The sequence below is a fragment of the Streptomyces sp. NPDC037100 genome (genome assembly GCF_055606225.1).
On sequence record NZ_JBVJSX010000009.1, the window covers coordinates 50,642 to 63,739 of the forward strand.

Below are 13,098 nucleotides of genomic sequence, written 5' to 3' on the forward strand. Positions count from 1 at the left end.
AAATTCCGGGATCGCGTACAAATCGCAAGGTAGTCGCGAGCGGTGCCAGCTCGTTCGCCGGTCGGAGTGTTGCTCCCGGCCACACCTGCTAACTACACTCGCTCTAAAGTTTCTGCCAGAGGAGAGATGATGGACGAAACGTCGGAGCTGGGCACAGCGCGGTGCCCCGGGCCCAGCGTCCAGGACTACCTCGACCAGGACAGCCGCCCGGTTCCCCCCGCCCTGAGGTTCGAGCGGAACGACCACCTCGGCAGCGAGGACATCGACACCGCCCGCTTCACCTCCCGCGAGTGGGCCGAACGGGAGATGCGGCAGGTCTGGCGGCGCGTCTGGCAGTTCGCCTGCCTGGAGAGCGAGATCCCCGAGGTCGGCGACCACGAGGTCTACGAGATCGGCGACGACTCCCTCATCGTCGTCCGCACGGCCCCCGGCGAGATCCGCGCCTTCGTCAACGTCTGCCTGCACCGCGGACGCAAACTGCGCACCGGCGGCGGCAACGTCAGCGAGTTCCGCTGCTCGTTCCACGGGTTCACCTGGAACCTCGACGGCACGATGCATACCCCGCCCTGCGCCTGGGACTTCCCGCACGTCACCCCGGAGAAGTTCGCCCTTCCCGAGGCCCAGGTGGCCACCTGGCGCGGCTTCGTGTTCATCAACATGGACCCGTACGCCGAGTCCTTCGACAGCTACCGCGGCACCTTCGACGACTACTACATCTGGCCGCTGGAGAACCGCTACAAGTCGCTGCACATCGGCAAGGTGCTGCCCTGCAACTGGAAGATCGCCCAGGACGCGTTCATCGAGTCCTTCCACGTGATCGCCACCCACCCGCAGATGCTGCCGTGGCTCGCCGACGCCAACTCGCAGTACGACGTCATGGCGGACCAGCCGAACTGGAGCCGGATGATCAACATCCAGGGCGCGCCCAGCCCGCACGTGGCGGACTCCGTCACGGAGGAGGACGTCCTGGAGACCTTCTACGACTCGCGCGCGTTCTACTCCGCCGCCCAGGGCCGTGACCTGGTGCGGCAGGAGGGCGACGACCTGCCGGCGATCCCACCCGGCGGCACCGCCCGCCAGGTCCTCGCCGAGCGGATGCGCGCGCAACTGGCGGCCACCTCGCAGCAGGACTTCTCGCAGACCCCCGACACCGAACTGCTGGACGCCATCAACTACTTGCTGTTCCCGAACTTCAACCCCTGGGGCGGCGCCAAGTCGAACATCATCTACCGGTTCCGTCCCAACGGCCTCGACCCCGACTCCTGCACCGCCGAGATCATCTTCATGTCGTCCCCCAAGCAGCCCGGCGAGATGCCGCCGCCGGCGAAGATCCGCTGGGTACCGGAGGACATGCTCTTCGCCGACATCCCCGAACTCGGCGTGCTCGGACCCGTCTTCGACCAGGACTGCGAGAACCTCCCCTACGTCCAGCAGGGCCTGAAGGCCATGCGTAAACCGGGCATCACCCTGGCCAACTACCAGGAGAGCCGTATCCGCCACTTCAACCGGACCCTCGACCAGTGGATGGACAAGTGACCCACCGGGTGTCGGTCAGACCCTCCGGCGTCGAGCTCGACGTCCTCGACGGCGAGGACCTGTTCACCGCCGCCCGGCGACTCGGCTACCGCTGGCCCACCGTCTGCGGCGGCAAGGGCACCTGCCGCACCTGCTTCGTCCATGTCGAGGAGGGCGCCGAGAACTGTTCCCCCGTGGGCCCGCTGGAGCGCGAGGGCATCGAGGCCCTGCGCAGGCCGGTGGACGGCTCGACCAGGCTCGCCTGCCGGCTCCTGGTCGAGGGCCCGGTGACCGTGACCAAGAGCGGCGTGCGCCGCCGAGTGCAGGAGTGAGGCCCATGTCCAAGCAAGTGATCCACCCGCTGACCGGGCATGTGTACCGGCTCACCGAGGACGGACTGGTCGAGGTGACCGACCCCAGGACCGGGGCCCAGGGCGTCTTCGACTTCCAGGCCCGGTGGCAGTCGGGCGAACTGCGCCACGCCGACCTCCAGATGGCCGGCTGGGTCGGCCGCCTCGCCCAGCGGCGCACGACGCGGCAGCCGGAGGAGTGACCCGGTGACGCCCCGCACCACCCGGGTGGTCTGTCTGGTGCGCCGGCCCGACGGAGAGCCGCTCCCCGGTGACTTCGTCGTCGAGGAACGCCCGCTGCCGCCCCTGGGGGAGGGGCAACTGCTCGTGCGCAACCTCTACATGAGCGTCGACCCGTCCATGCGGGGCCGTCTGGAGAGCACCGAGAAGCACTACACGCACAACTTCACCCCGGGCTCGCCGCTCGACGGCCGTGCCCTCGGTGTTGTGGAGGAGAGCCGGTGTGCCCAGGTGCCGCCGGGCACGTACGTACGGCATCAGCTCGGCTGGCGGGAGCGGGCAGTGCTCGACGCGGCCGACACCGACGGCGCGGGACGCATCGATCCCGGACTCGCCCCGCTGCCCACCTGGTTGGGCCTGCTCGGGCAGACCGGGTTCACCGCGTACGTGGGCCTGACCCGGATCGCGGAACTGCGTCCGGGCGACACCGTTCTCGTGTCGGCGGCGGCCGGCGCCGTCGGCAGCGCCGTCGGCCAGTTCGCGCGCCTGCTGGGCGCGGACCGGATCATCGGGACAGCCGGAGGGCCGGACAAGTGCGCCCTGCTGGTGAAGGAGTTCGGCTATGACGCGGCCGCGGACTACCGTGCCGAGCCGGTGCGCGACGCGCTGGCCCGGCTGGCCCCCGACGGCGTCGACGTGTACTTCGACAACGTCGGCGGTGAGCAGCTCGCCGCCGCGCTGCACGCGCTGCGCACCGGTGGCCGGGTCGCGCTGTGCGGGATGATGTCGCAGTTCGGCGGCGACCGACGGCCCGCGGACATCAACCAGCTGATCCAGGCGGTCCTCAAGCGGCTGACCCTGCGCGGTTTCATCGTCCGTGACCATGACGACCTGCGGCCGGAGTTCGAGCGGTGGGTCGCGGGCCGGCTCGCCGAGGGCCGGATCACCGCGCGCGAGACGGTCGTGGACGGCCTGGAGAACGCCGCGGGGGCGTTGCTGTCCCTGCTCGGCGGCGGCAACGTCGGCAAGATGCTGGTCCGGTTGGACGAGTCTCATTGACCGTGCCGGACGTCCAACGGTGAAACGGCGCCCCCAGGCGGGGGGCCGTTTCGGGCTTCAGCGCATGGGGTGTGACGCAGCGACGGTGTGGGCGGTCAGGGAGACTCCGACGCGGGTCAGCCCCGCCACGGCCGCCCGGAAGTCCTTGATGTGCGGGGTGGCGAAGTGTTCGTCGAGGGCCTGCTGGGAGGCCCAGTGCTCGAACACCCGGATACGCCGCTCGTCGGTGGGATCGGCGGTCATGGCGTAGTCCAGGCAGCCGGGTTCCTCCTCGCGGGTCCGCCGGCCCAGCTCGACGAGGGCCTGCAACATCGTGCCGCGGTCGCCTGGTTCGTAGTCCATCCAGCCGGCGACGATGATTTCCTCAGCCACGGGTTTCCTTTCACAGTCATACCCGCGGGCCCGTCGCCCCGGTGCAGAGGAGGCGACGGGCCCGCGGAGTTCTCAGCTGCCGAGCGGCGCCGGGACACTGTCCACGGTGACGGTGCCCGCGGTGCCGTCGACGGTGATCACCATGCCGTCCCGCAGCCGCTCGGTCCCGCCCTCGACGGAGATCACCGCCGGGATGCCCAGCTCGCGGCAGACCACCACGGCGTGGCTGTTGAGCGCGCCCACGTCGACGACGGCCGCTCCGGCGACCAGGAACAGCGGGGTCCAGGCCGCGTCCGTGATCGGCGCCACCAGCACCTCGCCGGGCTCCAGCGCCTCGCAGGAGGCCGGGTCGGTGACCACCCGCACCCTTCCGGTGTACGTGCCGGGGCTGCCACCCACACCACCGAGCGCCTCACCCTCGACGGCCGGCGGGGTCCGCTCCTCGGCGCGTCGCGGCCAGGTGCCGATCTCGGTCTGCGCGTCGTCGGCGACGAAGAACGGCGGCTCCAGCTCGTGCAGGCCCGCGTACTCCTCAAGCCGTCGCGCGATCACCGGGCCGAAGGACTCCGGGGCGGCGACGTAGTCGTCGAGCTCGGTGTCCAGCAGCATCATCACGTCCTCGGGCCGGGCGAAGAGCCCCGCCTCGACACCGCGGCGGCCGAGCTCTCGTACGGCCATGCGGATCTCGTTGACGGCGGTGACGCAGTTCGCCTTGGTGCGCTCGCGGGCCGGGATCCACACCTGAGAAGCGTGCATGCCGGCGTCGAACATGGGCTGCGCGTCCTCGGGCAGCGCGGCCCGGATCTCCCGCGCTGTCCGCTCACGCCGCTCGGTCAGCCGAGCTCGTCGGGCGGCCGGGGAGTCGTCGTCGGGACTGTGCCGGATCCGGTCGACCAGGGCGAGCGCCTGGACGGGCGCGGCCTCCCAGGACAGCGCGTGGATGTCCCACTCGTTGGGGCCGCGGTCGCCGGACTCCGCAAGGAACTCCTCGAAGGAGTCACGGAACGCCTTCACGTCCCCCGTCGCCCCGTCGAGCGCCTGCTCCACCGCGGCCGGACCCCGGTCGAACAGCGCGCTCAGTTCGGCCGAGGCCGCCACTTGGCGGGAGAGCGTCCACAGCCCGGTCGAGGGGGAGGCGGAGTCGACGTCGCCGAGACCGCCGATCAGGTCGAGCATGGCGCCGGTGCGGTCCACGCTCGCGCACAGCGGGCCGAGGATCGCCGGTCCGACGGACGCGGGAAGCGACGACTCGACGTGCCGCTGGAAGGCCGTCTCCACCTCGTCCAGCAACGACCGTGCGTGCGCCACCAGTTCGGCGTCGGACAGCCGCGTCAGATCGGGGCGCGAGCGACGCAGGGCGCGCAGCCGTTCCCGGTCGGCGTCGGCCTCGGGGAAGCCGGCCTGGCCGAGCATCCGCTGGAGCGTGCCGCCTGCCTTGGCGGTCAGCTCGGCGTCCTGGTCGTCCGGGTGCGCCACGTACGCCGGCGTGTCGGAGCGCTGACCGACGAAAGCCGCGTCGATCTGGTCCGCCGTCTGCCCCATGCGGATGCCGAACAGCCGCATATGGGACAGGTTGAGGTAGAAGTAGCCGCCGAACATGCCGACGAACGGCGGTCGAGGGCCGGCCACCTCCTCCTCGCGGTAGATACCGAACCCGACGAAGCCGTGACGCCACCCCTGCAGGCCCCGCCCCCAGACCAGGGTCCAGCCCAGCGGGCTGGCGGGCTCCGGCAGGGTCTCGCCCGCGTTGGCCCGGGTGTAGTGCGGCAGCCGCTCACTGCGCTGCCAGTCCGTGATCCAGCTCTTCATGGCCGAGGTCTCCCGCTGTCCGTACCCGTGCCTGCCCCTGCCCGTCCCCCGCCTACCACTGGGCCGTTCCGCCGTCTACGCTGATCAGCGCGCCGGTGATACCCGCCCCGGCCTCGCTCGCGAGCAGGGAGGCGACGGCCGCGATCTGCTCCACCGTGGTGATCTTCTTCGTGGCGGCGTGCTCGGCGAAGCGGCTCAGCCATTCCTCGTAGCTGATGCCCTCGGCTTCGGCGGCGGCCGGCCCCGCGGCACGCATCAGGTCGGTGTCGACGGCGCCGGGACAGATGGCATTGCAGGTGATGCCCTGAGTGCCGTACTCGAAGGCGGTCGCCTTGGTGAGCCCGTGGATGGCGTGCTTGTTGGTGATGTAGTGGCTGATGCCCGGCTTGTTGGCCTGCTTGCCCTCGACGGAGGAGATGTTGATGACGCGGCCCCAGCCGCCCTCCAGCATCTTCGGCAGCGCCCGGCGGGTGCCGTAGAAGTAGCCGTTGACGTTCAGCTTGAGGGCGTCGTGCCACGCCTCGTCGCTGAGCTGGTGGATCGGGGCGAAGCCGGAGCTGCCGCCGACGTTGTTGACCCAGATGTCGAGCCTGCCGAAGCGCTCGGCGGCGAAGTCGGCGAGGCCCTCGATGTCCTCCTGGCTGTTGGCGTCGCAAGGGTGGAAGACGGCCCGGTCCCCGGCGCCCATCTCCTCCAGGGCCTGCTTGCCCTTGAGCTCGCTGCGGCCGCTGACAACGACCGTGGCGCCGTCGGCCAGGAACTGTTCGGCTATGGCGCGGCCGATGCTGCGCGTGCTGCCCGTGATCACCGCGACACGTCCGTCGAGGCTGCCCGTAGCCACCATGGTGTTCTCCCGCGAGTGTTGTTGGTTCGTCACCTGGTGGCTCTTGAGGCTGCTATGGCGCCTGTGTCCAGGTGTCGGTGAATGGTGCGGTGGAAGTGCTGGAGCCCGGGCTCGTTGCGTCCGAAGACGAAGTCGGTCCCGTCGAGGGCCTTCAGGCCCTGCTGGACTCCGTAGGTGGTCGCGTAGTCCTCGTCGCGGACCACCTCGTGGAACCATGCGCCGAACCGGTCGGCGGCCTGGCGCTCCTCCTCGGTGACCGCCGGTTCCCGCAGCAGGATGATCTGCTGGGTCACCGACTCGGTCGCCGTACGGGGGAGCACCAGGGAGACGGCGATCTTCTGGCGCCAGCCGCCGGCGATCGCGAGGCCGGGGAAGAGCCAGTAGATGGGCCCGACGCAGTCCCCGGGGTCGCGCTGGTCCGGCGGCAGCTCCACCGCCTGCGCGATGGGGCGCAGGGCCGGTGCGATGCGCTGATGGGGGCCCCAGGTGTCGTGGGCCATCATGTTCGACAGGTTCGTCTCGAAGACCGTCTTCGGATGCAGCGAGGCGAAGTGGTACGTCTCCAGGTACCCGTCGAGAGTGACCTTCCAGTTGGGGCTGGTCAGCTCGCCGGTGGAGTAGTGGTGGCACTCCGCGAGCCGAAGGCCCTCCAGCAGGGGCTGCAGATCGCCCAGCCAGTCGTCCAGGTCGGGCTCGGCCGCCGGGTCCAGTGAGACGAAGACGATCCCCGCGCGCTCCCCGGCCGGGAGCCGGATGAGGCTGCGGCCTTCGCGCGGAACCTCGCCGAAGGTCTTCTCGGCGTACACGCCCCGCAGCTCCCCGGCCAGGTCGTACGACCAGGAGTGGTACGGGCAGGTGAGCCGCCTCGACACTCCGCAGCCGGGTTCGAGGAGCTTGGCCCCGCGGTGCCGGCAGGCGTTGATCATCGCGTGCACGGTGCCCTGCCGGTCACGGGTGATCAGCACGGGGATGCCGAGCACGTCGATCGCCTTGTAGGTGTTCGGACCGGACAGTTCACAGGACATGGCGAGCGGCAACGGGACGCTGCGGTGGACGGCGTCCATCTCGCGCCGCCAGCGGTCGGCGTCGAGGTAGTTGGCCACGGGTTCCGTCCACTGGCCGTCCGCCTCGTGCGTCGTGCTGTCGCGGTAGTGCGCCATCACACGCTCGACGAGTTCGGCGGCCTCCCGGCGCATCGTCACGGACGCGGCGTCGGTGGACCGGTCCCGGCTGATCCACGACGAGTATTCGGGCGCCGAGGGGGCCGCGGGGGCCGACGGCGCTGAGCGGGCCGAGGCCGACGACCTGCGCTCGGCATCTGCTTCCCGAATCCCCGGCGAACTGGTCTGGACCACGATGTCCTCACAATCCTCCCAGCCGCGAGCCGGTGACCGGCTTCGGAATGCGACAGCTGGGCTGTGTCCGAAACGACAACAGGACTTAGTGTGGCCTGTCAATAGAAAGTGTCGAAGTTGCCGCTTGCTGTCCCGTGGGGGTGGGGTTGATGCTCATGACGCAGCCGTTCGAAGTGGGTCTGGTGGTGCGGGACCTGGCGCTGATGGAGCGCTTCTACTGCGACGTGATCGGCTGTCGCGCCGAGCATCGCTCACGTGTACCGGAGTCCGTCGGAGGTCCGGCCGGGCTCGGCGGCGAGCTGGTGGTCGTCTGGCTGCGGGTGCCCTCCGGGGGGTGTGTCAAGTTGATCCTTCCCCGGTCGGCCCCTGTGTCGGCATGTGCGGCCCCCATGCCGGCCGGGCGTCCGGGGCTGTCGTATCTCACCTTCCACCTCGGCGACATGGATCCGGTGGTGGCGACCCTGCCGGCCGCGGGTGCCCGGCCCCTGTCGGACCCTGTCGTCGTCCGGGTGCCCGGCCGGCGGATCAGCTTCTGGGTGGATCCCGAGGGCAACGTCGTTGAGTTGGTGGACGCGCGGGAACGACCCGGACGCGAGGCATAGTAATTAGAGACGCTGTTCAGTAAGGTGCCCATGCTGGTTACTGTAGACCGGCATAAGTAAGTCCGATTGCTTGGCAACCTCCCTCGGGCGAAGGAGCGGACGATGGCTCAACGAGCATCAACGGCGTCGAAGAAAACCACGCAGGTCAGCACGCAGGTCATCATGGATCTGCACGAGCGCATGGTGCGCATCCGGCTCTTCGAGACCGAGGCGGGAAAGCTCATGGAGGCGGGCAAGCTGCCCGGTTTCCTGCACCTGTATGTCGGCCAAGAGGCCGTGGCCGCCGGCGTGATGGCGGTCCTGCGCGACGACGACCAGATCACCTCGACCCACCGCGGCCACGGGCATGCCGTGGCCAAGGGCGTCGGATTCCGGGAGATGTACGCCGAGTTGTACGGCCGGGTCACCGGTGCGTGCCTCGGCCGCGGCGGGAGCATGCACATCAACGACCTCGCCCGCGGCATGCTCGGCGCCAACGGCATCGTCGGGGCCGGCGTCCCGATCGCCGTGGGCGCGGCCTTCGCCGCCCGGTACAAGGGCGAGGACAGCGTCGCCGTGACCTTCTTCGGCGACGGCGCCACCAACATCGGCGCCTTCCACGAGGGCGCCAACATGGCCGCGATCCTCGGCCTGCCCGTCGTATTCGTCTGCGAGAACAACGGCTATGCGGAGTTCACCCCGCAGTCCGGGCACATGCTCCTCACCGACGTCGCCGACCGGGCCGCCGCCTACGGCATGCCCAGCGTGATCGTCGACGGCATGGACGCGGTCGCCGTCCACCGCGCCGCGACCGAAGCGGTCGCACGCGCCCGGTCCGGCGCCGGCCCGGTGATGATCGAGGCCAAGACCTACCGCTACTTCGACCACCAGGGCGTCAAGGGCCTGCGTCACCCCTACCGCTCGGACGAGGAGGTCGCCGCGTGGAAGGCCCGCGACCCCATCGACCTGATCGAGGCCCGGGCGGTCGCCGACGGCACCGCGACGCGTGCCGAGCTGGACGACGTATGGCGGCGCACGCGCGACGAGATCGCCGAGGCCATCGCGTACGCCGAGGCGAGCCCGCTGCCCGACCCCGCCGACCTGCTGCTCAACGTCTACTCGGGATGACCGCCATGACCAGCACCAACGAAGCACCGGCCGTCGCCACGCGGAAACTCACCTACGTCAAGGCCTTCAACGAGGGTCTCGCGCAGGCCATGCGCGAGGACGACAACGTCTTCGTCGCCGGCGAGGACGTGGCCGGATACGGCGGCGTGTTCCGCATGTTCGACAACCTGCTCGACGAGTTCGGCCCCCGCCGCCTGATCGACACCCCGATATCCGAAGCCGCGCTGGTCGGCCTCGGCGTGGGAGCCGCCGCCCGGGGCCTGCGCCCCGTCGTCGACCTGATGTTCATGGACTTCATCGGCGTCTGCCTCGACCAGATCGTCAACCAGGCCGCGAAGATGAAGTACATGTTCGGCGGCGCGGTGTCCGTGCCGCTCACCATCACCACCGCCTCCGGGGCGGGCCTCGGCGCCGCGGCGCAGCACAGCCAGAGCCTGGAGGCCTGGCTGGCCCACGTGCCCGGCCTCAAGGTGGTGATGCCGTGCGACGCGTACACCGCCAAGGGCCTGACCGTCTCGGCCATCCGGGACGACAACCCGGTCGTCGTCATGCTCAACAAGGTCCTGCTCGGCAGCACCAGCGAGGTGCCCGAGGAGATCTACGGCATCCCGCTGGGCCGGGCGCACACCGCGCGTCAGGGGTCCGACGTCACGGTGATAGCCCTCGGCCGCATGGTGGGGGAGGCCCTCGCGGCGGCCGACGAACTCGCGGCAGAGGGCGTGGAGATCGAAGTGATCGACCCCCGCACCGTGCAGCCGCTGGACACCGAGACGATGTTCGCCTCCGTCCGCCGCACCAACCGGGTGCTCGTGGTGCACGAGGCCGTCACCTTCGGCGGGCTCGGAGCGGAGATCGCCGCCCAGATCCAGGACGCCGCCTTCGACCACCTGGACGCGCCGGTCCTGCGCATCGGCGCCCCCTTCTCCCCGGTGCCCTTCTCGCCGGTCCTGGAGAAGGCGTACGTGCCCGATCGCGCCCGCATCGCTGACGGCTGCCGGCGCCTCCTCGAGAGGTCGTGACGACGTGGCGGTCGAGGTTCTGCTGCCGAAGATCGGCCTGACCATGCAGGAAGGCACCATCGACGAGTGGCTGGTGCCCACCGGCGCGGTCGTCGCGGAGGGTGACGCACTGCTGCGGCTGGCCACCGACAAGGTCGACGTGGATGTCGAGGCGGAGGCCGGGGGACTGTTCCATCCGGTGGTCCCGGCGGGCGCCACCGTCCCGGCCGGTGCCCTCATCGGCTGGCTGCTGGCCGAGGGCGAGCTGCCACCGGACCCGGCGGGTGCGCCGATGCCCGCCGGGTCCGGGGCCGGCTCGGAGCCGGCCGTCGTGGCTGCTCCGCACGCCGGCGGTGCTGCCGCGGTGACTTCCGTCAACGGCACCGGTGACCGGCTGCTGTCCTCGCCGAACGCCCGGCGGGTCGCCGCGGCCGCCGGCGTCGACCTCAGTGCCGTACGCGGCACGGGGCCGGGCGGCCGGATCGTGTCCGAGGACGTGGAGGAGTTCCTCGCGGCGCTCCCCGGCGACCTCGTCGCACCGGTCCCGGCGGGCGGTACCTCCTCCTCGCCGCTGGTCCGCAAGCTGGCGAAGGAGCGGGGCATCGACCTCTCCGATGTGAACGGCACCGGGCCGGGCGGCCGGATCCGCCGGTCCGACCTCGACGCCGTCACTCCGCCGTCTCCTCGCCGGGACGCGGTCGCTCAGCCCGGCGACGTCCTCCCGCTCACCGGAATGCGCGGCACCATCGCCCGCAGGATGCACGCCAGCCTCCAGGAGATGGCACAGCTGACGCACGGCTACGAGGTGCGGATGGACGCCGTGGTGTCCCTGCGGGACCAACTCAAGCAGGAGTGGGCCGACAGCGAACTGCCGGTGCCCAGCATCAACGACTTCCTGCTGAAGGCCGCCGCCCTCGCCCTGCGCGAGCACCCGCTGCTCAACGCCACGGTGCGGGAGGACGGTATCCATCTGCTCGACCGCATCCACCTGGGCTTCGCGGTGGCCGTCCCGGGCGGCCTCATGGTCCCCGTGATCGAGGACGCGGCGGCGCTGCCGCTGCCCGAGATCGCCCGCCGGTCGAGGTCTCTGGCCCAGGCCGCGCGCGAGGGGCGGATCTCCCCCGCACAGCTCGAAGGCGCCACCTTCACCGTCACCTCGCTCGGCGGATACGGCGTCGACTTCTTCACCCCCGTGATCAACCCCGGCAATGTCGCGATCCTCGGGGTGGGAAGGCTCAGAGACGGCGTCGAGTGGGCGGACGACCGGCCCCTGCGGACACGAGTGCTCACCCTGAGCCTGACCTTCGACCACCGTGCCGTCGACGGAGCACCCGCCGCCGAGTATCTGCGCACGGTCGGTGAGTCGCTGCGCAAGCCCCTCCGCCTGCTGGTGTGATCCGCGGCCAGAGGCCAGAGGCCAGAGGCCAGAGGCCAGAGGCCAGAGGCCAGAGGCCAGAGGCCAGAGGTCCGAGGCCAGAGGTCCGATGCCTATGTGGCCGGGTCGGCGATCCGCTCCGCGAGGTCGCTGACCTCGCGGACGAAGAGGCGGTGTCCCAGCGACCGGTAGACGTCGTCGCCCCGGACCTGCGAGATGGCCGCGGTCTCCAGCAGCGCCAGCAGGCCCAGGCCGATCACCGCCGCCTCGGCGTCGGAGAGGGATTCACGGGCCTTGCGGATCAGGCGCACCAGCTCGTTCAGCAACTCGGTACGGCACTCCTGGCGCAGCGCTTCCGCCTCCTGGCTCATGCCGGCCGACGACACGAAGAACACGGTGGCGGCGGACCGGTGTTCGCCCAGCCAGGTCAGCAGTGGGGTGACCGCCGCCCCCACGTCCGTGCCGGGCCGGTAGGCCTCAGTGAGCGCCTCCAACTGCTCGCGCAGCGCGGACGCGAACACCCGCATGGCCTGGGCCAGGACCTGGTCCTTGGAGGAGAAGTGGTAGTACACCGCCGCCGAGGTCATCTCGGCACGAGCGGCGATGTCGGCCACCGTCACCTCGTCCGGCGGCTGGGTGGCGAACAACTCCGTGGCCGCCTCGATCACCCACTGCTTGCGCGAGGGACGGTGAGCGGCGCGGGTTCCGGATGTCGTCATGGTGTCAAGTATGCCGTGATCTCGGTGTTCAGGAAGCACTCAAGTTGCAGGAATTATGCGGACGGGTCAGCAGGAGTTACTGGATAGAATCGCCAGTACTTCAGAGCCCAGGACGCGGGGTTCACGGCAGCCGGCAGGGAGCATGATGGCCACCACGAAGAACGGCAAGCAGCCCGCCCACCGCCCCTCGCGGCGGCAGCACATCATCGGCGCCGCCGTGCGGGTGTTCGGCCGCAACGGATTCGCGGAGACCAGCATCCAGGACATCGCGGACGAGGCTCAGGTGGTTCCCACCGCCGTCTATTACCACTTCGACGGCAAGGAGGAGCTGCTCGAACTCGCCATGCGCCAGGTCTTCGACCAGCTGAACGCGGTCGTGGAGGCGGCCCGCCCGGCGTCCGAGCCAGGCGATGCGGAGGGCCTGGTCCGGGTCATCGACGCCGTGTGGGACTGGGTGGAACAGAACCCGGACGAGGCCCGCCTGTACCAGGTCCAGGTCGCCTCTGCCAGCGGCAATGTCAAGGTGCTGCGGGACGAGTTCGAACAGCGCCACATCCAGCGCGGCTACGACTATCTGCCCGAGGGCACCACACGCAGCCCCAGGGCGACCAAGGCCCGGCACGCCGCGCAGGCGCTCGCGGTCCGCACGCTGATCAGTACGACCATGCTCGTCACCGCACTGCGGGCGGAGGGAGGACCACTGTCCCAGCTGCCCTCCCGGTCCGTACTGGAGGCGGTCAGGGCACTGGCGCTGCGCATCGTCGCCGCCGAGCAGAAGCCGACGAGAACGGCCGGGTCACGCACCTGAGTGAG

General features: G+C 70.4%; 14 protein-coding genes. 9 read left to right on the forward strand and 5 right to left on the reverse strand.

Annotated elements, in window-relative coordinates; all coding sequences use genetic code 11:
* Positions 1-126 precede the first annotated feature (126 nt).
* The 4 genes from ACZ7EG_RS27120 to ACZ7EG_RS27135 are packed head-to-tail and all read left to right on the forward strand — an operon-like array spanning position 127 to position 3,104.
* Positions 127-1,536 carry an aromatic ring-hydroxylating oxygenase subunit alpha gene (locus tag ACZ7EG_RS27120; RefSeq protein WP_471084094.1) on the forward strand — a complete coding sequence of 470 codons (1,410 nt, stop codon included), beginning with the start codon at positions 127-129 and terminating at the stop codon, positions 1,534-1,536.
* Entirely contained in the window at positions 1,521-1,847 is a 327-nt protein-coding gene (locus ACZ7EG_RS27125) for a 2Fe-2S iron-sulfur cluster-binding protein (RefSeq protein ID WP_471084097.1), read from the forward strand. The genes ACZ7EG_RS27120 and ACZ7EG_RS27125 overlap by 16 nt, the downstream gene beginning before the upstream one ends.
* Positions 1,848-1,852: 5 nt before the next feature.
* The gene (locus tag ACZ7EG_RS27130; RefSeq protein WP_468419158.1) at positions 1,853-2,068 is read left to right on the forward strand and encodes a transposase; all 216 of its coding nucleotides are present in this window, start codon (positions 1,853-1,855) and stop codon (positions 2,066-2,068) included.
* A 4-nt stretch (positions 2,069-2,072) separates the two neighbouring features.
* Positions 2,073-3,104: an NADP-dependent oxidoreductase gene (locus tag ACZ7EG_RS27135; protein WP_471084100.1), complete on the forward strand. Its 1,032-nt coding sequence runs from the start codon at positions 2,073-2,075 to the stop codon at positions 3,102-3,104.
* 57 nt (positions 3,105-3,161) lie between these two features.
* Here ACZ7EG_RS27135 and ACZ7EG_RS27140 read toward each other — a convergent pair whose 3' ends face one another.
* The 4 genes from ACZ7EG_RS27140 to ACZ7EG_RS27155 form a co-directional block, all read right to left on the reverse strand.
* Positions 3,162-3,476 (reverse strand): putative quinol monooxygenase, encoded by a 315-nt coding sequence (locus ACZ7EG_RS27140; RefSeq protein WP_471084103.1) that lies wholly within the window; start codon positions 3,474-3,476, stop codon positions 3,162-3,164.
* A 72-nt stretch (positions 3,477-3,548) separates the two neighbouring features.
* Entirely contained in the window at positions 3,549-5,285 is a 1,737-nt protein-coding gene (locus ACZ7EG_RS27145) for a PEP-utilizing enzyme (protein WP_471084106.1), read from the reverse strand.
* Between the two features lie 52 nt (positions 5,286-5,337).
* Entirely contained in the window at positions 5,338-6,162 is an 825-nt protein-coding gene (locus ACZ7EG_RS27150) for an SDR family NAD(P)-dependent oxidoreductase (protein WP_471084109.1), read from the reverse strand.
* Complete coding sequence (locus ACZ7EG_RS27155; protein ID WP_471084925.1) at positions 6,159-7,325, reverse strand: aromatic ring-hydroxylating oxygenase subunit alpha; 1,167 nt, start codon at positions 7,323-7,325, stop codon at positions 6,159-6,161. Before ACZ7EG_RS27155 ends, ACZ7EG_RS27150 begins: the two co-directional genes overlap by 4 nt.
* Positions 7,326-7,639: 314 nt before the next feature.
* Between ACZ7EG_RS27155 and ACZ7EG_RS27160 the strand changes: the two genes are divergently transcribed.
* The 4 genes from ACZ7EG_RS27160 to ACZ7EG_RS27175 all read left to right on the forward strand — a co-directional run bounded on the left by ACZ7EG_RS27160 (position 7,640) and on the right by ACZ7EG_RS27175 (position 11,587).
* Positions 7,640-8,086 carry a VOC family protein gene (locus ACZ7EG_RS27160; protein ID WP_471084112.1) on the forward strand — a complete coding sequence of 149 codons (447 nt, stop codon included), beginning with the start codon at positions 7,640-7,642 and terminating at the stop codon, positions 8,084-8,086.
* Between the two features lie 102 nt (positions 8,087-8,188).
* Positions 8,189-9,193 (forward strand): thiamine pyrophosphate-dependent dehydrogenase E1 component subunit alpha, encoded by a 1,005-nt coding sequence (locus ACZ7EG_RS27165; RefSeq protein ID WP_471084115.1) that lies wholly within the window; start codon positions 8,189-8,191, stop codon positions 9,191-9,193.
* A gap of 5 nt (positions 9,194-9,198) precedes the next feature.
* The gene (locus ACZ7EG_RS27170; protein ID WP_471084118.1) at positions 9,199-10,212 is read left to right on the forward strand and encodes an alpha-ketoacid dehydrogenase subunit beta; all 1,014 of its coding nucleotides are present in this window, start codon (positions 9,199-9,201) and stop codon (positions 10,210-10,212) included.
* 4 nt (positions 10,213-10,216) lie between these two features.
* Positions 10,217-11,587, forward strand: a complete 1,371-nt coding sequence (locus tag ACZ7EG_RS27175; RefSeq protein ID WP_471084121.1) for a 2-oxo acid dehydrogenase subunit E2 — start codon at positions 10,217-10,219, stop codon at positions 11,585-11,587.
* Between the two features lie 92 nt (positions 11,588-11,679).
* On the opposite strand, the gene ACZ7EG_RS27180 is transcribed toward ACZ7EG_RS27175, so the two are convergent.
* The gene (locus ACZ7EG_RS27180) at positions 11,680-12,285 is read right to left on the reverse strand and encodes a TetR/AcrR family transcriptional regulator (RefSeq protein ID WP_471084124.1); all 606 of its coding nucleotides are present in this window, start codon (positions 12,283-12,285) and stop codon (positions 11,680-11,682) included.
* Positions 12,286-12,427: 142 nt separating this feature from the next.
* On the opposite strand from ACZ7EG_RS27180, the gene ACZ7EG_RS27185 reads away from it, so the two are divergent.
* Positions 12,428-13,093: a TetR/AcrR family transcriptional regulator gene (locus ACZ7EG_RS27185; RefSeq protein ID WP_471084127.1), complete on the forward strand. Its 666-nt coding sequence runs from the start codon at positions 12,428-12,430 to the stop codon at positions 13,091-13,093.
* Positions 13,094-13,098: the final 5 nt, after the last annotated feature.